The sequence below is a fragment of the Candidatus Viadribacter manganicus genome (genome assembly GCF_001679665.1).
Taxonomy (GTDB): Bacteria; Pseudomonadota; Alphaproteobacteria; order Caulobacterales; family Aquidulcibacteraceae; genus Vitreimonas; species Vitreimonas manganica.
The window spans coordinates 3,479,592-3,499,969 of sequence record NZ_CP013244.1 but is presented as its reverse complement, the minus strand read 5'-3'; the positions used below and the strand labels follow the sequence as shown (position 1 = coordinate 3,499,969).

The window sequence follows — 20,378 nt, the reverse complement described above, 5'->3', positions numbered from 1 at the left end:
ATTAAGCACTCAAACTTTTTGCGTAGAACGCCGTCCAGGCGCTCGGCGGATAATCAAGAACAGGTTCGCACGTCTCAAAGCCACCGCGCTCATAGACGCGCTTTGCGGCATCGAAATTGGAGCCCGTCTCCAACACGACACGGCAAAGGCCTTCCTGTCGCGCGAGCTCTTCAATGCGCGCGAGAATGGCGCCGCCCACCCCCAGGCCGCGCGCCACCGGCTTCACGAACATGCGCTTCACTTCACCGACGCCGTTCGCGTGACGCTTCAGCGCGCCCATCCCCAGCGTCGTCCCGTCAGCATCGCGCGCCACGAACAGCGTCAGATCAGGCTGCGCCATTTGCTCAACCGTCATGTGATGGCGGAACTCAGCCGGCGTCAGCTCGAACGTAAATTCGTTGAGCTCCTTTACCAGCGCGCGCACGTCATCCGAGAGCGGCGTTTCGGTTGAGATCGTGAAACTCACTCCACAACCTTCGGCACAACGAAGAACCCGTCTTCGCTCTTCGGCGCATTTTTCAGCACCTTCTCCGGATCATCGCCCGCGGTCACGACGTCATCGCGCAGTGGTAGCGAGAGCCCCTCGACGGCGCTCGTCATCGGCTCGACGCCCTCGACATCGACCTCGTTCAGCTGCTCGATCCAGGCCATGATGCCGTTCAGCTCATCGGCCATCGGCTTCACGCGATCTTCGGGGAGCGCCAGGCGCGCCAATTTGGCGACCTTGCGGACAGTTTTCTCATCAATCGACATGCGGGCGGGCTTATAGGCCCCGCCCTAGCCGTTCAAGACCCCGCCACGCTGCACTGGCCAGTCCATGTGCTTGGGGCGCCATCATTGGCTTGGCTCAGCGTGAAAGTGCGCTCATCTGGGGCAATATCGAGCGCCGCTGCGTACTCGGTGCGGTCGTTCGTGCGCATGATGTAGCCAAAGCCCGAGTTTGTCGGACGCGCCGTGAACGTCGCATCCTCGCAACCAGTAGCGATGCAGAATCGCCCGGCTCCGCCACGCGCCGGCACTTCCAGTGAAATGTAGAGCGTCGACTGCTCCCCAGGGTTCTCGCCAGTGCAGCCTCCTGCCGGACATTGGCGCACATCGCCCGCGTTGCAGGCAAGATCTGCGCTCGGCGCGGGCACATGGACGACGGGATTGGCGGCTGGCGCGGCGCAAGCTGCAAGTCCCAAAGCGGCGATGACAATCAAGGAGCGAAACATTCACGCATTGAAACCCTGCGCTTGACGTTCCGCAAGCACGCGCCGATGGGATGAACATCTTTCAATGCCGCTGATATCCGACCTTTCCGCTTTTGCTGCCGCCCTGCCGGAGCGCGCCGCCATTTTGGGCGTCGACCCGGGCGAAAAGCGCATTGGCATTTCGGTGAGCGATACAACGCGGCTTATCGCGTCATCTTTAGACACGGTCGCGCGCGGCAAATTCGCCGACGACGCCGTCGCAATCCTCAAACTCTATGATGGGCGCCAGTGCGCCGGTTTCGTCGTCGGCCTGCCGCTTAACATGGACGGCTCCAGCGGGCCCGCGGCCCAATCGGCGCGCGCTTTTGCCCGCAACCTCTTGTCCAAACGCGATGCTCCGCTCTTGCTTTGGGACGAACGCCTTTCCACTGCAGCCGTGACGCGCACACTTCTCGAAGGCGACGCCACCCGTAAACGCCGCGGCGAAGTCGTCGACAAAATGGCGGCCGCGTACATGCTCCAAGGCGCGCTCGACGCCATGCAGGAACGCCGCGCGTGACCAGCGTCATCGGCGAACTACTCCCCGTCTTCATATTGATCGTAATCGGCTGGGTTGTGCGCGCGCGCAACATCGTCAGCGCCGAAGCCTTCGGGCAAGTGAATCGCTTCGGCTATTTTGTGCTCTATCCGGCGTTTCTCTTCACGCTGAGTTCAACGGCCGATCTTACAGGCGGCGAAGCCGGACCGTTCATCCTCGGCATTTTGCTCGGCATTAGCGTCATGATGGCGCTGATGCTGGCGACGCGGGCGCTGTTCGCCGCCAACGAGGGACCGGCTTTCACCAGCGTTTTTCAAGGCTCGGTGCGCTGGAACGGTTTTGTATTGCTGGCCGCCGCGCCCGCCTTGTACGGCGCCGCCGGTCCGCATCTGATCGGCGTCGCCTTCGGACCACTGGTGCTCATCGTCAACTTGGTTTGCGTCATCGTCCTTGCACGTTGGGGACAGAACGGCGCCAACAGCGCCCGCGCCATCATCGATCAAATCATCGCCAATCCTCTGATCCTTGGCTGCGCGGCAGGCCTTACCGCGCAAGCATTCCACGTTCGCGATCTAGGACCGGTGTCAGACGTGCTGACCCTCTTGGGACAAGCAGCGATGCCTATCGCAATCGTGTGCGTAGGCGCAGGCCTCGATTTCAAAGCGCTGCGCACCGCGCGCGTGAAGGTGATCGGCTCAAGCGCGCTCAAATTGATTGTCGCGCCAGCCGTCATGTGGAGCGCCGCAACGCTCGTGGGCGCCAGTCCGCTCACTGCCGCCATCGCAGCGGGCGTCGGCTCAACACCGACCGCCGCTGCGGGCTATACGCTTGCGCGTGAAATGGGCGGTGACCCCGAACTCATGGCCGCGATCATCACCGCGACCACACTACTGTCCTTCATCACCATGCCCATCGCGATCGCGCTCGCGTTGCACTGAGACTTAGCGTTTGCCGAAGGGCTCCACAGGTTCGCTGCGGCCGACGACCATGGACGCATCTTCCTCAAAACCGGGATGGTTCGTAGGGTCCACGAAATAGGTCGCGCCATTTGAGGCAGGCTCGAGCGGAGCGTGGACGTGCGCGTCAACCGGCGCAGCCTTGCCAGTGCTCAATCCTGCAACCACCGCCGCGAGCGCGATCCCCACCGGCCGCAACGTGGTTTGCTCTTCCTTCTTTGGGTGCGATCGCAGCATCACGCCCTCCTATTACTCAGCCCTCAAACCCGCCGTCCCACGATTGGAACAAATCGAGTACAGCACCGAGTCCAGGACAGCAAGATGGCGGAAACGATTATCCCCGCCTTAGTGTCGCCGCGCTTGCGGCGAGTCAGACACAGGGCTTAACAAGCGCCATGGCTCAGCGACCGACTGGTGTGAAGAAAACTGACGAAAGCGCACGCGCCATCCGTTTCCGTCAAAAGCACCTTTTGGCCATAGCGGACCTGGATCGTTTCGAAGCCGAGAACCTGCTCGACCGCGCCGAGAAATTCGCACCGCTTCTAGATGAGCGCGTGAAGAAGCTCGACACCCTGCGCGGGCGCACACTGATCAATCTTTTCTTTGAGAATTCCACAAGGACGCAAAGCTCGTTCGAACTCGCCGGCAAGCGCATGGGCGCTGACGTTGTGAACATGAGCGTGAAAAGCTCAAGCGTCGCCAAAGGCGAAACGCTGATCGACACTGCCGCAACCTTGAACGCGATGCGTCCCGATCTCCTGGTTGTGCGTCACGGCTCTTCGGGCGCTGCCGAATTGCTGTCGCGCAAGGTCGATTGCGCGGTGATCAACGCTGGCGATGGCAAGCACGAACATCCAACTCAAGCTCTGCTCGACGCCTTCACCATTCGCTCACGCCTGGGCGGCGTCGAAGGTCTCATCATCGCCATCTGCGGCGATGTGCTCCACAGCCGTGTTGCGCGCTCCAACGTCGCGCTGCTCACCTTGCTGGGCGCTCAAGTGCGCCTGATCGGCCCGCCGACATTGATGCCGGCAGGCGCAGAAAAGTGGGGCGCCAAGGTTTTCCACGACATGCGCGCCGGCCTTAAGGACGCGGACGTCGTCATGATGCTGCGCGTGCAACGCGAACGTATGACCGGCGGCTTCTTCCCAAGCGCACGCGAGTACTTTTGGTTCTACGGTCTCGACGAAGAAAAGCTACGCCACGCAAAACCGGGCGCGCTCGTCATGCACCCCGGCCCGATGAATCGAGGCGTCGAGATCGACAGCACCGTCGCTGACAATGCGAGCGTCTCTCTCATCGAAACACAGGTGCGCATGGGCGTCGCGGTCCGCATGGCGGTCCTAGAAGCGCTGGCCGAAAGCGGCGCGAACGAGGAGCGCAGCTAATGTGGCTCTTTCTGCTCTGGTGGTGCGTGGACGATCACCTCGCTGTCGCTTTGAACGCGCCCAAGCTCGGCGAGCTTCCAATCTGGGTGCCGTTCATTATCGCACTCGCATTTTCCACGACGCTCAACGTCGCCATGAAGAGACGCTGAGATCATGACGCGCCCCACGCTCATCAAGAACGCGCATCTGATCGACCCTGCCAAGAACAAGGTCGAACCCGGCGCGATCCTGTTCGCCGATAAAATCCTCGACATCGGCAATATCAGCAGCGCGCCGGATGGCGCCGAGATCATTGATGGCGACGGCGCGCACGTCGCGCCGGGTCTGATCGACATGCGCGTCGTCATCGGCGAACCGGGCGCCGAGCACAAAGAGACCTTCAAATCCGCGGGCCGGGCTGCAGCGGCAGGCGGCGTCACCACCATGGTGATGATGCCAAACACCACGCCCGTGCTCGACGATCAGAGTTTGATCGACTTCGTGCTTCGTCGCGGCATAGATCGCTCCGGCGGCGTCCGCATTCTACCCGCAGCTGCACTCACCCAGCACCTCGACGGCGAACTCATGACCGAGATCGGCTTGATGGCCGAAGCCGGCGCGGTGCTGTTCACCAATGGCGACAAGCCGATCGTCTCTGGGCGCACGCTGCGTCGCGCGCTTTCCTACGCCACCACATTCGATGCGCTGATCGCCCATCGCCCGGAAGATCCCTATCTGGCCGAAGGCGGCGTGATGCACGAGGGCGAGCTCGCCGCCCGCCTTGGCCTGCCAGGCATTCCCGCCGCAGCGGAGCTGATCATGGCGGAGCGCGATCTGACGCTCGCAGAACTCACCGGCGGGCGTCTGCTGCTCGACATGATCTCGTCAGCGCAAACATTACCCTCGCTGAAGCGTGCGAAAGCCAAAGGCGTGAAAGCCTATGCCAGCGTCAACGTCCACCATCTCGTGCTCAACGAGAACGACGTCGACGGCTATCGCACCTTCGCCAAACTCTCACCGCCGCTGCGTAGCGAAGATGATCGCGTCGCCCTCGTCCACGCCGTGAACGATGGTCTGATCGACGTCATCGTCTCCGGTCATGATCCGCGCCCAGCTGAAGACAAGCGCTTGCCTTATGAGGAGGCCGCGTTCGGCGCCGTCGGCCTGGAGACGCTGCTGCCTGGGGCGCTCACGCTGCATCACAAGGGCGATGTGGCGCTCACCACGCTTTTCCACGCCATGACCCAGCGGCCCGCCGAGCTTTTGAAGCTCCCGCAGGGCCGCCTTGCCAAGCACGCTCCCGCCGACATCATCCTCATCGACCTCGGCGCGCCCTTCCGCCTGGACAGCGACAAGCTTCGCTCCAAGTCCAACAATTCCCCGTTTGACGAAAAACTCCTGCAAGGAGCCGTGAAACGGACATTCATTGCCGGTAAATCGGTTTTCGGCGGCTAATTCAGGAGGCCCACGATGCGCAGACTTTTGCTTGGCGTTGCACTGCTCGCTCTCGCCTCGTGCGCATCGGCAGGTGGCTCCAATCCTGTCCCGCCGCCCTACGGCCCTGGCGATGCCGGTCCCGGCAACACGCCGCCGCCGATCCCGCTCGATGGCCCGATCATGTATAATTGCAGCAACGGCCAACAGATCGTCGTCGACATCGAAGGCACGAGCGCGCGCGTGCAAATCATCGGCGGCACCTCGATGGTGCTGCCCAATGCTGGCGACGGCTATTACTCGAACGGTCGCTATGGCTTCCGTGGCGGCGGCGCGAGCGGCCAATGGGAAGTTGGCCGCGCCGCGCCCGCATCCTGCACCGGCAGCTAGACCGGGGCGCCAGAACTCTCCTCTCCACAGGCGCGCTTTGGCCTGTTAGAGAGCCAGGGTGTTGCCTCTTTATTTCACTCTCGCCGCCATCTTCGGATATTTGCTGGGCTCGATTCCGTTCGGACTCGTGATCACGAAAGCCGCGGGGCTCGGAGACATCCGCGACATCGGCTCGGGCAATATCGGCGCGACCAACGTTCTGCGCACTGGCCGCAAGGATTTAGCGCTTGCAACATTGCTTCTCGACGCTGGCAAGGCAGGCATTGCGCTGCTGATTGCACGCGCACTCGCCGGTGACGACAACCCACAACAAGTCGCAATCGGACTCACAGCCGGCGCCGCCGCCTTCATCGGCCACTGCTATCCAGTCTGGCTTAAATTCAAGGGCGGCAAAGGCGTCGCGACCTTCTTCGGCGTTTTGTTCGCCGGCGTTTGGCCGCTCGGCGTCATCTCGGGGATCACTTGGCTCGCCGTCGCCACCATGTTCCGCATCTCATCGCTTGCGGCGCTGTGCGCGGCGGCGATTGCACCGATCGCAGCGCTCGTTGCTGGCTTCAGCTGGTCCGAGATCATCTTCTCCGCCGCCCTGGCAATCCTGATTTTTTGGCGACACAGCGCAAACATTCAGCGTCTCGCCACAGGCACTGAGCCCCGCATCGGCGACAAGAAGGCCGCGAGCGAACCGACAGCGCCCGCGCAAGAAGCTGTGCCGACGCCGGTCGTTGTTGAGGCAGCGCCCGCACCTGCACCAATCATCGAAGCGCCGCCCGAGCCAAAACCCGCGGTCGCTGCAGAACCGGAACCTGCGCCAGAGCCTGCGCCATCGGCCCAACCCAAGCCCGAGGCCTGATGCGTACGCTGTCGCGTCCCGAGCTCATTGCCTGGACGCGGCTTGCGCGCACACCGCGATCGGCCCTTTTACCTTTCATCGTTTGATCGCACGCTTCCACATGGGAGTGCTCAGCGCTGGAAGCGCTGCCGCGAGTCTCGAACCTCGTCGCGCCGCCCGAAGAGCGCGCGCATGCCAAGATCGAAGGTGTTGAAGCGCTCGGCGCACGCCTGATCGCCTCGTGCGAACCGGATTACCCGCCGCCCCGTGCTGAACGCGACGCACCACAACCGCTGATCGCCATTCGCGGCGATCCCAACTTGCTGAACAAGCCAACCATCGCACCGGTGGGTTCACGTGAAGGCTCCGGCTCGGCCGCTCATGTTTGCTGAACGCCTCGCAGCTCATCTTGGAACGGCCGGCTAGCCTGTCGTTTCCGGCCTCGCGCGCAGCGCCCACACAGCTAGATATCGCGCCGCCCTTGCCACCAACTGGCCAATCATGTCGGACATGTTCTGCTACCTCGCCCGGCTGGAGCCCGCCGCCATGGTCCGCCATGCTCGATCTATGCAATTTAAACGCGCATTTGGCACGCTTTGGTTGATCTCGCTGGAATTCTAAACACGCCGCTAAACAGTGGAATGGCAAAGGAAAATTAGGCCAGGGCTCGCATAAGTGCGTATCCGAGCCCATCTCGGCGCGTTGACAGGGGGCGCCTCGCCCCCCAGTTTCCGCCCCGTTTTTTCGCGAAAGCCCCCATCCAGAATGAATGTCGTCGTCGTTGAGTCCCCGGCTAAGGCCAAGACAATCAACAAGTATTTAGGCAAGGACTATACGGTCCTGGCCTCGTACGGCCACATCCGCGACCTCCCCCCAAAGGACGGTTCGGTGAAGCCGGACGACGATTTTTCCATGGCCTGGGAGATCGACGCCAAGTCCTCAAAGCACGTCAAAGCCATCGCCGACGCCATGAAAGGCGCCGACCACCTCATCCTCGCAACCGACCCTGATCGCGAAGGCGAGGCCATTTCCTGGCACGTGCTCGAGGCCCTCAATCAAAAGAAGGCGCTGAAGGGCAAAACCGTCAAACGCGTCACCTTCAACGCTATCACCAAACCAGCCGTACAGGCCGCGATGGCCGCCCCGCGCGACATCGACATGGAACTTGTCGATGCGTACCTGGCGCGCCGCGCGCTCGATTATCTCGTCGGCTTCACGCTCTCGCCGGTTCTGTGGCGCAAGCTCCCCGGCTCACGTTCCGCCGGCCGCGTCCAATCGGTGGCGCTGCGCATCATCGTCGACCGCGAAGTCGAGATCGAAAAGTTCAAGGCCCAGGAATACTGGTCCGTCGACGCCACCATGGCGACGCCACGCAATGAGAGCTTCACAGCCCGCCTCTCAGCGTTCCAAGGCAAGAAGCTGAAGCGTCTCGACATTGAAAACCAGGAAACAGCCTTCGCCGCGCGCGATGCAGTCAAGAACGGCAAGTTCACGGTCAGCGCCGTCGAAGCCAAACCCACGCGCCGCAATCCACCGCCGCCGTTCACAACCTCGACGCTGCAGCAAGAAGCTGCGCGCAAGCTCGGCTTCAACGCTTCGCGCACCATGCAGACCGCGCAACGTCTCTACGAAGCGGGCCACATCACCTACATGCGTACCGACGGCGTCAGCATGGACGAAGGCGCGATCCGTGAATTGCGCACAGCAATCGGCGGCCAGTTCGGCAACAATTACGTCCCGGCCGAGCCGCGCAAGTACACGTCCAAGATCAAGAACGCGCAGGAAGCCCACGAAGCGATCCGGCCGACCGATCCGACCAACACGCCCCAATCGCTGCACCTCGATGGCGATCAGGCAAAACTCTACGATCTCGTCTGGAAGCGCGCTGTCGCCTCGCAAATGGAAGCGGCCTCGATCGAACGCACCAGCGTCGATTTCACCGAACCGACCGGCAAGGTCGAACTCCGCGCCACTGGCCAAGTCATCCTCTTCGACGGCTTCTTGAAGCTCTACCAGGAAGGTCGCGACGACGAGGAGGACGAAGAAAACCGCCGCCTGCCGCAATTGAAGCAAGGCGAGAGCGTCAAGGTTGAAGACGTGAAGGCCGATCAGCACTTCACCGAGCCGCCGCCGCGCTATTCGGAAGCCAGTCTCGTCAAGAAACTCGAAGAGCTCGGCATCGGACGCCCCTCTACGTACGCGGCGATCCTCGAGAAGCTGCGCGAACGCAATTACGTGAAGATGGAGAAGAACCGCTTCATCCCGGACGATCGCGGCCGCCTCGTCATCGCGTTCCTCGAAAACTTCTTCGGCAAATATGTCGAATACGATTTCACCGCTGACCTCGAAGGCCAACTCGACCAAGTGTCTGCCGGCGAACTCTCCTGGAAGAAGCTGATGCGCGACTTCTGGAAGGACTTTAACGGCGCGATCGCCGAGATCGGCGATCTGCGCATCACGCAAGTGCTCGACACTTTGAACGAAGTGCTCGGCCCGCACATCTTTCCACCGCGCGAAGACGGCAAGGACGCGCGCCTGTGCCCGCTCTGCAATGTCGGACAGCTCTCGCTGCGCCTCGGCAAGTACGGCGCGTTCGTCGGCTGCTCGAACTATAACGGCGAGCCGCCGTGCAAGTTCACGCGTCCGCTTGCAGGCGGCGACGATGCCGAACAAGCCATCCCGTCCGATGGCCTCCCGGTCGGCGATGGCCCAAACGGCCCGATCCTTTTGAAGAGCGGCCGCTTCGGCGCCTATTTCGAAACGCCGAACCCGAGCGATCCTGACAAACCCAAGCGCGCCAGCGTGCCAAAAGGCCAAGCGCCGACGGATGTCAGCTTGGAGACCGCAATCAAATTGCTCTCGCTGCCGCGCGAAGTCGGCATGCACCCGAGCGACAACGAACTGATCGTCGCCAATATCGGCCGCTTTGGTCCGTACATCAAAATGGGCAATCTCTACGTGAACCTGCCCGGCGCCGACGACGTGCACGAAATTCAGATGAACCGCGCCGTCGCGTTGATCGAAGAAAAGAAGGCCGGCGGCGGCAAAGGCCGCTTCGGCCGCGCAGCGCCTGCACCCATCAAGGAACTCGGCGAAAGCCCTGTGACCGGCAAACCGGTCCGCGTCCTCAATGGCCGCTACGGCCCCTACATTTCGGACGGCGACACCAACGCCAACGTGCCGAAGGACAAGAAGCCCGAGGACATCAGCGCCGACGAGGCGCTCTCACTCCTGGCTGCCCGCGCCGAAATGGGCGGTGGGAAGAAGAAAAAGAAAGCGCCCGTGAAGAAGGCGCCAGCTCCAAAGAAGGCGGCGGCAAAATCCGCAAACAAGCCCGCCGCCAAGAAGGCGCCGGCCAAGAAAGCCTCGAAAAAAGCCTGAAACCAGGCTCGGAGAGCGCACCCACCTCTCCCCGGCGACGGGGAGAGGTGACACATTGTGCCCATGGCGAAGAATCGACCACCAGCCCCCGTCCCCCTCACGCGCGAACGCGTGCTTGAGGCGATCCGCAAAATCGGCGGCAAGGCGCAGAAGCGCGACATCGCACACGAACTCGGCATCGGCAGCGATCAGAAGAAAGAGTTGCGCCACATCCTGCGTGAACTCGAAGACGAAGGCGCCCTCGGCCGCAGCGGCCGCAAGAGCTACGCCGACGCCAACGCGCTCCCAGAATCCGGCGTCATGGACGTCCTCGATCGCGATCCGGACGGCGAGTTGCTCGTGCGCATGCGCGGCCCCGAAGGCTATTTCGGACCTGTCATTCGCCTAGCGCCAGGCGAAGCACGCCGCATGAAGGGCGAAGCCGCGATCGGCATTGGTGACCGTGTGCTCGCGCGCATCCACCGAGACGATGACGGCCAGTTCGAAGCGCGCGTCGTCAAGCGCCTTGGTCAAAGCGCGCACCGCATCCTAGGCGTCTATCGCGCCAGCAAAGATCCGCGCGCGCGCTTCGGCGGCGGCCGCGTTGAGCCCGCCGATCGCAAGGCGCGCCACGACATCGTCATCGAGCCGCAACATGTCGGCGAAACCAAAGACGGTGACCTCGTCTTTGTGGAGCTAGCGCCCGAGCGTGGCCGCGCCCACGGCCCAAAGCACGGCATCATCAAAGAAACCATCGGTCGTGAAAGCGATCCGCGCGCCGCTTCTATCCTCGCCATGCACACGCATGGCATCCGCGAAGGCTTCAGCCCCGATGAGGAAGCGCAAGCCAACGCCGCGCAAAAGCCAACGCTCAAAGGCCGCACTGACCTGCGCGACATCCCGCTCATCACCATCGACCCCGAAGACGCGCGCGACCATGACGACGCCGTCTACGCAGCCCCCGACACCGACGAGAAGAACAAAGGCGGCTGGCGCGTTTGGGTCGCGATCGCCGATGTGTCGGCTTATGTCACGCCGGGCTCGCCGCTTGATCGCGGCGCCTGGCGGCGCGGCAACTCTACCTATTTTCCGGATCGCGTCGCACCGATGCTGCCGGAATCGCTTTCGGCCGATCTGTGCTCACTACGTGAACATGAAGAGCGCGCCTGTCTCGCCGTCGAGATGATCTTCGACCGCGAAGGCCACAAACTGCGCCACAAATTCGTGCGCGGCCTCATGCGTTCCGCCGCCAAGCTTTCCTACGAACACGCGCAAGCGGCCATTGACGGCAAACCCAACGACAAGACCGGGCCACTGCTGGAGCCGGTCTTGAAGCCGCTCTGGGAAGCCTATCGCACCGTCTGGAAAGCACGCGAGAAACGCCAGCCGCTTGAGATCGACGCACCCGAGCACAAGATCATCTTCAAAGACGGCAAGGTCGCGGGTGTGAAGCGCCGCGAGCGTTTCGATGCGCACAAGCTGATTGAAGAATTCATGATCCAGGCTAACGTCTGCGCCGCCGAAACGTTGGAGCAGAAGAACCGGCCGCAGATCTACCGCGTCCACGATCGCCCCAGCGACACCAAGATCGCTGCGCTCACCGACTTCCTGCCCACCGTCGATATGGCCTGGGCCAAAGGACAGAACGTCACCGCCGCGCGATTCAACCGCGTCCTGCATTTGGCCGAGCAATCGCCGAACAAGGACATCATCAACGAAGTGATCCTGCGCACGCAGTCACAAGCAGTCTATACGCCCGACAACATCGGTCACTTTGGCCTCAACCTGCGCGCCTATTCTCATTTCACTTCGCCCATCCGCCGCTACTCAGACGTCACCATCCACCGCGCCCTAATCCGCGCGCTGAAGCTTGGCGAGGATGGCGCCAGCGACGCCGAAGAACAGCGCTACGAAGAGACGGCTCAGCACATCAGCGAAACCGAGCGACAAAGCATGGCCGCCGAACGCGATGCGACCGCGCGCTACATTTCAGCTTTCCTCTCCGATCGCATCGGCGCGGATTTTGAAGGCCGCGTCACCGGCGTCACCCGCTTCGGGCTGTTCATCCGCCTCGACGAGACACAGGCCGATGGCCTAGCGCCCATCTCCACGCTTGGTCACGAGCGCTGGTTTCACGACGAGACAGCTCACGCCTTGGTGGGCGAACAAACCGGCCAACGCTATCAACTTGGCATGCGCGTCGAAGTCCGCCTCGAAGAAGCGACGCCGATCAGCGGCGGCCTCGTCTTCCAAATGCTGACCGACGCCCTCCCATCCGTGCCGGGCTGGCGTAAGTCGCGCCCAAGCGGCCAGTCACAGCGCGGCGGTGGCGGCGGCAAACGCGAGCGCGACGGCAAACGCCGCAAACGCCGCAAATAGTTCGCGCTGGACACCCCCCGCTCAAGTGACGAGGCTCATTGCGGGGAGAGTCACATGAAATTTGCCGCACGCATCGCCTTCGCTTGTCTCGTCGCTTTATCGGCCTGCAGTCCACGCGCCGTGGCCACAACACAAACCGCAACAACGACAGCAGAGGTCGCCGCAACGACACCAGCCGAGGGCGTGCCGACAGCGGCGTTCTTGCTTGGCCGCTGGGGCGACAACGGCGATTGCACCAAGGACATCGCCTTCAACGCCGACGGCACATTCCAATCCTATTCAGGCATGAGCGGCAACTGGACCTTGTCAGGCGATCAACTCACCCTTGATGGCGCCGGCGGCTCGTTCCTGTTGCGCATCGCCGTTGGCGGCAACGACACGCTGATGATCGGCCAACCGGACGGCTCGTTCGGCATTTCGCAGCGCTGCTAAACCCACGCGGAACTCAAGAAAGCGGGCGGGCGTTGGCGCCTGAGAAGGATCAGGACCATGCGCACGCTCATTCTTGCCGCATTTACGCTCGCTTGCAGCCACGCCGCCTTCGCCCAAGAGGTAATCGCGCCGCCGGCAGAGCCTACGCCTGCCGCAAACGCGTCAGCGGATGAGCGCACCACATGGTGCGAAGAGTACGCCACGTGGTTGCTCGCCATGACTGAAAATGCCGCCAGCGAAGCGCAGCAATCGCAACACCTGCAAGTCGAGTTAAACTCCTGTCGCACCGACCCGCAGCAATACGAACACGAGACCCGTGCGCAAGCCGACGCCGCCGTCGAGACCGCACAAGGCTAGCACCTAGCGCACCCGCATAAGCTCGTGCATGCTCGCTCCGGCGGGGTGCAGATGAGCGACGTTTCCGACAAACCACTTGGTTTCTGGTCCTGCTGGTCGCTCACCGTCGGCTGCATGATTGGCTCCGGCATCTTCATGCTGCCGACCGTTCTCGCCCCATACGGCTTAATCAGCTTCGGCGGTTGGCTTCTGACCGGCGCCGGCTCCATTCTCCTGGCGTTGGTGTTCGCGCGTCTTGCCTCGCGCACGACCCGAAGCGGCGGACCTTACGCATACGTGCACGAGGCCTTCGGCGATGTATTCGGCTTCGCCAACGCGTGGGGCTATTGGGCCTCGTATTGGACCGGAGTTCCGGCGATCGTGATCGCTTTCACCGGCTATCTCGGCGTCTTCATCCCGGCGCTGAACGGCAACCCAACGGCACAGGCATTTACTGGGCTCGTGCTGATTTGGACGCTGACGCTGATCAATATCCGCGGTGTGCGCGATTCCAGCGTCGTGCAACTCGCGATGACGGTACTGAAACTCGTTCCGCTATTCATCATCATCGCACTTGGCGCAGCGGTCGGCACGCCCGAAAATCTCCCCGCGCTCAATCCACAGAATACGCCGATCATTCCCACGATCGCCGCAACGGCTCTTCTCACCATGTGGGCGTTCGTCGGCATCGAGGTCGGCGCGATACCCGCCGGATCATGTCTGGATTGCCAACGCACCATTCCGCGCGCGATTGTCATCGGCGCCATCACGGTCACGTTCGTTTATCTGGCCTCAACTGCGGCAGTGATGACGCTCGTCCCGCCGGAGGTGCTTGCACACTCGACTTCGCCCTTCGCCGACGCCGCGCGACACTTAGGCGACTGGGGCCCGACTTTGATCGCGGCCGGCGCGCTTGTCTCGGCTGTGGGATCTGCCAACGGCAACATCTTCGTGTCCGGCCAACTGCCGATGGCCGTCGCCTTGGACAACTTGGCGCCGCGTATCCTCGGCGTGACCAATCGCGGCGGCGCCCCATACGTGTCGCTCATCATTTCCTCGATCATCGCGTCGATCTTCCTGATCACCAATTATTCGCGCGGCCTGATCGGAGCGTTCACTTTCCTCGTTATGGTCAGCACGGTGGCGACGTTGCTGCCCTACTTCTTCAGCGCTGCAGCTGAGTTGCGTCATTCGTGGCGCAGCGCCCGCGGTTGGGCCGGCGTCGCGCTGCTGGCCGCGCTCTACTCGCTCTTCGCTATTATCGGCTCAGGACTCGAAGTGATGGTTTGGGGCACGCTCATGTTCCTGAGCGGCGTGCCGATCTATTATTTGGTGCGCGCCAACAAGTCGGCGCCCGCGCCAGCTAGTCCGCCCTCTTGAACGGGGCGTGCTCGGCGAGGATTTCCGCTTCCTCGACAACAGCCGGCGTTTCCTGACGAAGATAGTGCTTCACCGCGTTGCGGAGTCCTTCGTGCTCGATCCAGTGCGCGCTGAACGTCTGCACCGGCATGTAGCCTCGCGCGAGCTTGTGCTCGCCCTGCGCGCCCGCCTCAACGCGCGGCAGCTTCAACTCGATCGCCAGATCGATCGCCTGGTAATAACAAAGCTCGAAATGCAGGAACGGCGCATCGACGATGCGCCCCCAATAGCGCCCATAAAGCGCCTCGCCGCCAATGAGATTGAGCGCTGACGCTATCGGCGTTCCGTCCATTTCTTCGGCAACGAACAGCACGCACCTATCCGCCATGCGTTGACCGAGCAGTTCGAAGAACGCGCGGTTGAGATAGGGCGAGCCCCATTTGCGCGAGCCGGTGTCCATGTAACAGCGAAAGAAGAAATCCCAGTCCTTCGCCTTGATCTCATCGCCGCGCAGACGCCGCACGCGCGCGCCCTCACAAGCCCGCTCACGTTCACGCCGGATGTTCTTGCGCTTTTGCGAGGAGAGCTCAGCCAGAAACTCGGAGAACGCCGCATAGCCGCGGTTGAACCAATGGTATTGCAGTCCCGTGCGAGTTTGAAACCCAAGCGGGGCCAAGCGGCGCACCAATTCCGCCTCTGCAAACGTCACATGCACCGAGGACGCACCCGCGCGCTGCGCCAACCCAATCGACGCCTGCGCCAACGCACTCTCTACGGCGTGGTCGCGCGCTAAAATCCGTCGCCCTGGCGCCGGCGTGAACGGCGCCGCGCACTGAAGCTTCGGATAATACTCCCCGCCCGCACGCTGCAGCGCGTCGGCCCATGCGTGATCGAACACGTATTCGCCGTATGAGTGATCCTTGGCGTAGAGCAGCATCGCGCCAACCGCGCCGCCGCTCGCATCACGCGCAAGCAAATGCGCAGGCTGCCAACCCTTTGCCGCAGTCGCGCAACCACTCTCTTCAAGCGCCTGCAAAAAATCCCAAGAGAGAAACGGATCGTACGGCTGGTCTGACGGATTCGCGAGCCGGTCCCACACCGTGCGGTCGATGGTCGCGAGATCGCCTATGACCGAGATGGAGAGCGCGTCGGTTCCGTCCATTCCGCTATTCTATTTCGAATATGCCATCGACTTCGACAGCATAATTCAGTGGCAGGTTCGCCATCCCCACCGCCGAACGCGCGTGCTTACCGGCATCGCCGAACACCGACACCATGAGATCGGAGCAACCATTCATCACTTGCGGGATTGGATCGAAATCCGGCGTCACATTCACAAAGCCATTGAGTTTGATCACGCGCTTGACCCGATCGAGATTGCCGCCGCACGCCGCGCGCACCTGAGCCAGCAAATTCAGCCCGCACAACCGCGCCGCCGCCTGCCCCTGCTCGACTTCAATCGCGTCGCCGAGTTTGCCCTTGATGCCGCCGGAAGCATCGACCGACACCTGCCCCGACACATGCACGAGATTGCCGACAACCTGGAACGGCACATACGAAGCCACCGGCGCTGGCGGCGTCGGCAATGTCACGCCCAACTCCTGCAACCGCGCCTCAATCCGCCCCGTCATCGTCCGCTCCCTCGCCTTGTGCCGCAGGTCTAGCGGCTCGGGCGCTACTCGTCATCCTCATCGTCTTGCCAATGCGTCTTTAACGCACGCCCAGTCTGCACCGCGCCTTTCCCGAACTTCTCCCGCGCCCTCGCAATCGCCGCCTCGGCCGCCGCACGCTTCGGCGTCTCGGTATCCAACATATCACCCTTATCGGCGACCGCCGCGTCACTGAAATCGGAAAGCCCGACGCCGATCAGCCGATACTTCGTTCGCCCGTCGGCATCGCCCGCCAACAAGTCACGCGCCGCCGCGAATATCCGTGACGCCAGCAAAGTCGGTTCCGGCAATTGGCGCCGCCGAGTGATGATCTTGAACTTTGTGTCTTTCAGCTTGAGCGTCAGCGTCAGCCCCGCTGTCTCGCTCGCCCTGCAACGCGCCGCCACCTTTTCGCAAAGCGGCCAGAGGATATCCTCGAGCGCCTCGATCTCCGCCACATCTTCAAAGAAGGTCGTCTCCGACGAAATGCTCTTGCGCTCGCCATGGGGATCAACCTTGCGCGGATCGTCAGCCATCGACAACGCAAAAAGATGCGCGCCCCAATCCCCGTAAAGAGTGCGCATGCGCTGCGGTCCAACCGTCCGAATATCGCCGATCTTCCGCAACCCATTGCGCTCAAGCGCCGTCGCGCCAGCCGGCCCCACGCCCGGCAGAGTTCCGACGTCACGCGTTTCCAGGAACGCCAGCGCTTCTTCGCGCCCGATCACCGAAAATCCGCGCGGCTTATCGAGATCGCTCGCCGTCTTTGCCAGGAATTTATTGAACGAAAGCCCGATCGAAACCGTGAGATTGCGCTCTTCCCAAATCTTGTTCTGCAGCCTGATCAGCGATTGCGCTGGCAGTCCGCCATGCAGCGCCTCAGTGCCGGTAAGATCCATGAAGGCTTCATCTATTGAAAGCGGCTGCACTTGCGGCGTCAGATCCTCCATCATCCGGCGGATGATACGCCCTTCCTCGACGTACTTGCGCATGTCGCCGCGCACGACCTTCGCCTGCGGACAAAGCTTCAGCGCCTTGAACATCGGCATGGCGCTGCGCACGCCGTAAGCGCGCGCCACATAGCAGCACGTCGAGACCACGCCGCGCTTGCCACCGCCAACAATCACCGGATGCGGCAGCAGGCTCGGATCGTCACGCTTTTCAATCGACGCGTAAAATGCATCGCAATCGAGGTGCGCAAGCGAAAGCTGGCCCAGCTCAGCATGCTCCACCGGCCGGTCTTCGCCGCACCAACACCGCGCGCTTGAAATTTCGCGCGCGCAACCGCGGCACAATCTCACGCCATCTGCTCCGAAGCCGCTCTATCGGCATCGAAGAGCCAAGCGGCCCCGCGGACACCGGAGCTGTCGCCGTGCTTATTCTTCACGATCTTCGCGCCGACAAAATCGGAAAATACGTGCGCGATGAGCTTGCCGCGAATGCTCGGATACAAGCTGTCGATGTTCGAAACCCCGCCACCGAACACAATCGTGTCCGGGTCGATAATATCGATCACCACCGCCAGCGCTCGCGCAATGCGATCCGCCAACAGATCCAGCAAAACACGCGCGTGCGGATCACCGGCCAACGCTCTTGCGTTCGCGTCGCCCGCGCTCATGCCGGCCCAGCGTTTGAACCCCGTTCCCGACAGCCATTGCTCCAGGCATCCCACGCGCCCGCACCAATCGCGCGGCTGCACTTCATCGGCGCGCGCCCACGGCAACGGCGTGTGTCCCCATTCGCCGCCAATGCCGCTAGCGCCTTCGATCACCTTGCGATCAACAACGACGCCCCCGCCACAACCCGTGCCGACGATCACGCCAAACACCACCCGCGAACCCGCAGCCGCCCCATCGACCGCCTCCGAAAGCGCAAAACAATTTGCGTCGTTCTCAACCCGCAGCGGTCGCGCCAGCACGGCTTTCAGATCTTCAAAGAAGGGCTTGCCATTCAGCCAGACCGAGTTGGAGTTCCTCACCAATCCCGTCAGCGGCGAGAGCGAACCGGGCATCGCGACGCCAATCGTGTCGGCACGGGCGCCCGTTTCTTGTTCGATTCGCGCGGTCAGTTCGGCAACGGCACGAACCGCGGCTTGGTAATCCCCAGGATTCGGGACACGCTGACGGGCGCGAATTTCCCCCGATGAATCAAGCAGCGCGGCCTCGATTTTCGTACCGCCAAAATCGACGCCGAGACGCATGCTTCAATCCTTAAGACGTTCTTAACGAGATGGGCCAAACTGATGAGATTGCGATGGGTTGTTAAGGCCCCAGCACTATAAGAGTGGGAACTATACGCTCAAAATCGGCGCTCGACGGAGCGCTCGGGGCGTTCTCTGGGGTCGCGGAAGCGAAGCGGGTTTATGGCCAAGACCGTTCTCATCGTCGAAGACAGCGAGCTCAATATGAGGCTGTTCAACGACCTCTTGGAGGCCTTTGGCTACAAGACCGTCAAATCGCGTGACGGACGCCAGGCCATTCCGCTCGCGCGCGAGCACATGCCTGATCTCATCATCATGGACATCCAGCTCCCGGAAATTTCCGGCCTGGAACTCACCGATCGTCTGAAGAAGGACGAGACGATGAAGCACATCCCGATCGTGGCGGTCACCGCCTTCGCGATGCGCGGCGATGAACAGAAGATCATGGCCGCCGGCTGCGACGCCTATCTTTCAAAACCGATCTCGGTGACGACCTTCCTCGAAACCATTCGCAAGTTCATCGGATGAGGAGTGACGCTTGAGCGCGCGCATCCTCGTAGTAGACGATCTTGAAGCCAATCGCCGCCTGCTCGAGGCGCTGCTGACGGCTGACTATTACGAAGTGATGATGGCCTCACGCGGCGAAGAAGCCGTGCAACTGGCAAAGCGCGAACGTCCCGACCTCATCCTCCTCGACGTGATGATGCCCGGCGGCATCGATGGTTATGAAGCGTGCCGGCGGCTCAAAGCGATGCCGGAAACGCGGCACATTCCCGTCGTTATCCTCACCACGCTCGATGATCGCGACAATCGCGTGCGCGGGCTTCAAGCTGGCGCCGAAGAATTCCTGACCAAGCCCATCGATGACGTGCAGCTGATGGCGCGCGTGAAAAGCCTGCTCACGCTCAAAGTCGTCATCGACGAACTGCGCGCACGCGAAGCCAATGGCCGCCGCCTCGGCGTCATCACCAATGACGGGCGCCCCGACGCGGTCGATCAGCACCGCGTCTTCGCCGGCAACGTGCTCGTCGTTGACGACAACCCCACCCAGATCAAGCGCATCCAGTCCGCGCTCGGTGTCGAGCACCGCGTCAGCATTCTGGGTGACGAAGCCGGCGCAGGCCCGCCCGACCTCGCGGTCGTCTCCGTGCACGCCAAGAGCTTCGACGGTTTCCGTGTCATCGCACGCATGCGGTCCGGAGAAGCGACCCGCCACCTCCCGATCCTCGCCATCGTCGATCCGGACGATCGCAAACGCGCCATCCGCGCCTTGGAGCTTGGCGCTCACGACATCATCTTGCGCCCGATCGACGAAGAAGAGATCATTGCCCGCGCCCGCACCTTGATGCGCCGCAAGCGCTACATGGACGCCCTTCGCCAGCGCCTCGATCAGAGCCTCGAACTGGCCATCACCGATCAGCTGACCGGCCTCTACAACCGCCGCTTCCTGTTTACGCAATTGGAGCCGCTGGTGCAGCGCGCCCAATGTGGTGGCGACGCCGTCTCGATCATGGCGATCGATATCGATTACTTCAAACGCTGCAACGACACCTTCGGTCACGACGTCGGCGACGCTGTATTGCGCGAGTTCGCAGCGCGCCTCGCCTCCAACACGCGGCCGTCGGACTACGCCTGCCGTCAGGGCGGCGAAGAATTCATCGTCGTGATGCCACGCACCACGGGCGACATCGCCTGCCTAGCCGCGGAGCGCCTGCGCCGTTCAATCGCCAGTTCCGAATTCATCATTCCAGGCCTCGCGCAAGCGCTGGAGGTGACGATCTCCATCGGCGTCGCCTCCACCGACGGCGCGGACGAAACCACTGAATCGCTGCTGAAACGCGCCGACGAAGCGCTCTATGAAGCCAAGCGCACAGGCCGCAATCGCGTCATCGGCCGCACCGGCCGCGACGCAGCCTAGACCAACGGCGTTCGTCGCGCCAACGCCCGCCTCCGTCT

At 62.4% G+C, this 20,378-nt stretch carries 22 protein-coding genes; 14 read left to right on the top strand and 8 right to left on the bottom strand.

Annotated elements, in window-relative coordinates:
- Window position 1 precedes the first annotated feature (1 nt).
- The 3 genes from ATE48_RS17935 to ATE48_RS17925 are packed head-to-tail and all read right to left on the bottom strand — an operon-like array spanning window position 2 to window position 1,214.
- Complete coding sequence (locus ATE48_RS17935; protein WP_066773966.1) at window positions 2-466, bottom strand: GNAT family N-acetyltransferase; 465 nt, start codon at window positions 464-466, stop codon at window positions 2-4.
- Window positions 463-753 carry an Asp-tRNA(Asn)/Glu-tRNA(Gln) amidotransferase subunit GatC gene (gene gatC / locus ATE48_RS17930; protein ID WP_066773964.1) on the bottom strand — a complete coding sequence of 97 codons (291 nt, stop codon included), beginning with the start codon at window positions 751-753 and terminating at the stop codon, window positions 463-465. Before gatC ends, ATE48_RS17935 begins: the two co-directional genes overlap by 4 nt.
- 32 nt (window positions 754-785) lie before the next feature.
- Complete coding sequence (locus ATE48_RS17925; RefSeq protein ID WP_066773962.1) at window positions 786-1,214, bottom strand: hypothetical protein; 429 nt, start codon at window positions 1,212-1,214, stop codon at window positions 786-788.
- Window positions 1,215-1,278: 64 nt separating this feature from the next.
- Between ATE48_RS17925 and ruvX the strand changes: the two genes are divergently transcribed.
- Together ruvX and ATE48_RS17915 are read left to right on the top strand one after the other, a co-directional pair.
- The gene (gene ruvX / locus ATE48_RS17920; protein ID WP_066773961.1) at window positions 1,279-1,752 is read left to right on the top strand and encodes a Holliday junction resolvase RuvX; all 474 of its coding nucleotides are present in this window, start codon (window positions 1,279-1,281) and stop codon (window positions 1,750-1,752) included.
- Entirely contained in the window at window positions 1,749-2,669 is a 921-nt protein-coding gene (locus ATE48_RS17915; RefSeq protein WP_066773956.1) for an AEC family transporter, read from the top strand. Before ruvX ends, ATE48_RS17915 begins: the two co-directional genes overlap by 4 nt.
- 3 nt (window positions 2,670-2,672) lie before the next feature.
- On the opposite strand, the gene ATE48_RS17910 is transcribed toward ATE48_RS17915, so the two are convergent.
- Window positions 2,673-2,924, bottom strand: coding sequence for a hypothetical protein (locus ATE48_RS17910; RefSeq protein ID WP_066773954.1), 252 nt, complete (start codon window positions 2,922-2,924; stop codon window positions 2,673-2,675).
- Between the two features lie 158 nt (window positions 2,925-3,082).
- Here ATE48_RS17910 and ATE48_RS17905 point away from each other — a divergent pair, with 158 nt between their 5' ends.
- The 10 genes from ATE48_RS17905 (at window position 3,083) to ATE48_RS17865 (ending at window position 14,594) form a co-directional block, all read left to right on the top strand.
- Window positions 3,083-4,075, top strand: a complete 993-nt coding sequence (locus tag ATE48_RS17905; protein WP_066773952.1) for an aspartate carbamoyltransferase catalytic subunit — start codon at window positions 3,083-3,085, stop codon at window positions 4,073-4,075.
- Complete coding sequence (locus tag ATE48_RS20155; protein WP_228126695.1) at window positions 4,075-4,224, top strand: hypothetical protein; 150 nt, start codon at window positions 4,075-4,077, stop codon at window positions 4,222-4,224. Before ATE48_RS17905 ends, ATE48_RS20155 begins: the two co-directional genes overlap by 1 nt.
- A 4-nt stretch (window positions 4,225-4,228) precedes the next feature.
- A complete protein-coding gene (gene pyrC, locus ATE48_RS17900; RefSeq protein WP_066773950.1) occupies window positions 4,229-5,509 on the top strand; it encodes a dihydroorotase in 1,281 nt (426 codons plus the stop codon).
- A 15-nt stretch (window positions 5,510-5,524) separates the two neighbouring features.
- Complete coding sequence (locus ATE48_RS17895; protein WP_066773948.1) at window positions 5,525-5,878, top strand: hypothetical protein; 354 nt, start codon at window positions 5,525-5,527, stop codon at window positions 5,876-5,878.
- 58 nt (window positions 5,879-5,936) lie between these two features.
- Window positions 5,937-6,728 (top strand): glycerol-3-phosphate 1-O-acyltransferase PlsY, encoded by a 792-nt coding sequence (plsY, locus tag ATE48_RS17890; protein WP_066773946.1) that lies wholly within the window; start codon window positions 5,937-5,939, stop codon window positions 6,726-6,728.
- A 744-nt stretch (window positions 6,729-7,472) separates the two neighbouring features.
- Window positions 7,473-10,088 carry a type I DNA topoisomerase gene (gene topA, locus ATE48_RS17885; protein WP_066773944.1) on the top strand — a complete coding sequence of 872 codons (2,616 nt, stop codon included), beginning with the start codon at window positions 7,473-7,475 and terminating at the stop codon, window positions 10,086-10,088.
- 63 nt (window positions 10,089-10,151) lie between these two features.
- Window positions 10,152-12,446: a ribonuclease R gene (rnr, locus tag ATE48_RS17880; protein ID WP_066773942.1), complete on the top strand. Its 2,295-nt coding sequence runs from the start codon at window positions 10,152-10,154 to the stop codon at window positions 12,444-12,446.
- Between the two features lie 54 nt (window positions 12,447-12,500).
- Window positions 12,501-12,878 carry a hypothetical protein gene (locus ATE48_RS17875; protein WP_066773940.1) on the top strand — a complete coding sequence of 126 codons (378 nt, stop codon included), beginning with the start codon at window positions 12,501-12,503 and terminating at the stop codon, window positions 12,876-12,878.
- 57 nt (window positions 12,879-12,935) lie between these two features.
- Window positions 12,936-13,235: a hypothetical protein gene (locus ATE48_RS17870; RefSeq protein WP_066773937.1), complete on the top strand. Its 300-nt coding sequence runs from the start codon at window positions 12,936-12,938 to the stop codon at window positions 13,233-13,235.
- A gap of 51 nt (window positions 13,236-13,286) precedes the next feature.
- Window positions 13,287-14,594: an amino acid permease gene (locus ATE48_RS17865; protein WP_066773935.1), complete on the top strand. Its 1,308-nt coding sequence runs from the start codon at window positions 13,287-13,289 to the stop codon at window positions 14,592-14,594.
- Here the strand turns inward: ATE48_RS17865 and ATE48_RS17860 are convergent.
- The 4 genes from ATE48_RS17860 to ATE48_RS17845 are packed head-to-tail and all read right to left on the bottom strand — an operon-like array spanning window position 14,578 to window position 18,422.
- Entirely contained in the window at window positions 14,578-15,735 is a 1,158-nt protein-coding gene (locus ATE48_RS17860) for a GNAT family N-acetyltransferase (RefSeq protein WP_066773933.1), read from the bottom strand. The two genes, ATE48_RS17865 and ATE48_RS17860, sit on opposite strands and share 17 nt — an antisense overlap.
- 4 nt (window positions 15,736-15,739) lie before the next feature.
- The gene (locus ATE48_RS17855) at window positions 15,740-16,204 is read right to left on the bottom strand and encodes a RidA family protein (RefSeq protein ID WP_066773930.1); all 465 of its coding nucleotides are present in this window, start codon (window positions 16,202-16,204) and stop codon (window positions 15,740-15,742) included.
- Window positions 16,205-16,248: 44 nt separating this feature from the next.
- A complete protein-coding gene (locus tag ATE48_RS17850) occupies window positions 16,249-17,523 on the bottom strand; it encodes a DNA polymerase IV (RefSeq protein WP_066773928.1) in 1,275 nt (424 codons plus the stop codon).
- Window positions 17,520-18,422, bottom strand: coding sequence for an ROK family protein (locus ATE48_RS17845; protein WP_066773927.1), 903 nt, complete (start codon window positions 18,420-18,422; stop codon window positions 17,520-17,522). Before ATE48_RS17845 ends, ATE48_RS17850 begins: the two co-directional genes overlap by 4 nt.
- A gap of 162 nt (window positions 18,423-18,584) precedes the next feature.
- Between ATE48_RS17845 and ATE48_RS17840 the strand changes: the two genes are divergently transcribed.
- Both ATE48_RS17840 and ATE48_RS17835 read left to right on the top strand, forming a co-directional pair.
- Window positions 18,585-18,950, top strand: a complete 366-nt coding sequence (locus ATE48_RS17840; protein ID WP_066773926.1) for a response regulator — start codon at window positions 18,585-18,587, stop codon at window positions 18,948-18,950.
- A gap of 10 nt (window positions 18,951-18,960) precedes the next feature.
- Window positions 18,961-20,340, top strand: a complete 1,380-nt coding sequence (locus tag ATE48_RS17835; RefSeq protein WP_066773925.1) for a PleD family two-component system response regulator — start codon at window positions 18,961-18,963, stop codon at window positions 20,338-20,340.
- Window positions 20,341-20,378: the final 38 nt, after the last annotated feature.

Coding starts and splice junctions, on each gene's coding strand:
- ATE48_RS17845 (WP_066773927.1), bottom strand. CDS start 18,422: ATGCGTCTCGGCGTCGATTTTGGCGGTACGAAAATCGAGGCCGCGCTG.
- ATE48_RS17860 (WP_066773933.1), bottom strand. CDS start 15,735: ATGGACGGAACCGACGCGCTCTCCATCTCGGTCATAGGCGATCTCGCG.
- ATE48_RS17865 (WP_066773935.1), top strand. CDS start 13,287: ATGAGCGACGTTTCCGACAAACCACTTGGTTTCTGGTCCTGCTGGTCG.
- ATE48_RS17840 (WP_066773926.1), top strand. CDS start 18,585: ATGGCCAAGACCGTTCTCATCGTCGAAGACAGCGAGCTCAATATGAGG.
- ATE48_RS17855 (WP_066773930.1), bottom strand. CDS start 16,204: ATGACGGGGCGGATTGAGGCGCGGTTGCAGGAGTTGGGCGTGACATTG.
- rnr (WP_066773942.1), top strand. CDS start 10,152: ATGGCGAAGAATCGACCACCAGCCCCCGTCCCCCTCACGCGCGAACGC.
- ATE48_RS17925 (WP_066773962.1), bottom strand. CDS start 1,214: ATGTTTCGCTCCTTGATTGTCATCGCCGCTTTGGGACTTGCAGCTTGC.
- ATE48_RS17870 (WP_066773937.1), top strand. CDS start 12,936: ATGCGCACGCTCATTCTTGCCGCATTTACGCTCGCTTGCAGCCACGCC.
- ATE48_RS17895 (WP_066773948.1), top strand. CDS start 5,525: ATGCGCAGACTTTTGCTTGGCGTTGCACTGCTCGCTCTCGCCTCGTGC.
- topA (WP_066773944.1), top strand. CDS start 7,473: ATGAATGTCGTCGTCGTTGAGTCCCCGGCTAAGGCCAAGACAATCAAC.
- gatC (WP_066773964.1), bottom strand. CDS start 753: ATGTCGATTGATGAGAAAACTGTCCGCAAGGTCGCCAAATTGGCGCGC.
- ATE48_RS20155 (WP_228126695.1), top strand. CDS start 4,075: ATGTGGCTCTTTCTGCTCTGGTGGTGCGTGGACGATCACCTCGCTGTC.
- ATE48_RS17910 (WP_066773954.1), bottom strand. CDS start 2,924: ATGCTGCGATCGCACCCAAAGAAGGAAGAGCAAACCACGTTGCGGCCG.
- ruvX (WP_066773961.1), top strand. CDS start 1,279: ATGCCGCTGATATCCGACCTTTCCGCTTTTGCTGCCGCCCTGCCGGAG.
- ATE48_RS17905 (WP_066773952.1), top strand. CDS start 3,083: ATGGCTCAGCGACCGACTGGTGTGAAGAAAACTGACGAAAGCGCACGC.
- pyrC (WP_066773950.1), top strand. CDS start 4,229: ATGACGCGCCCCACGCTCATCAAGAACGCGCATCTGATCGACCCTGCC.
- ATE48_RS17875 (WP_066773940.1), top strand. CDS start 12,501: ATGAAATTTGCCGCACGCATCGCCTTCGCTTGTCTCGTCGCTTTATCG.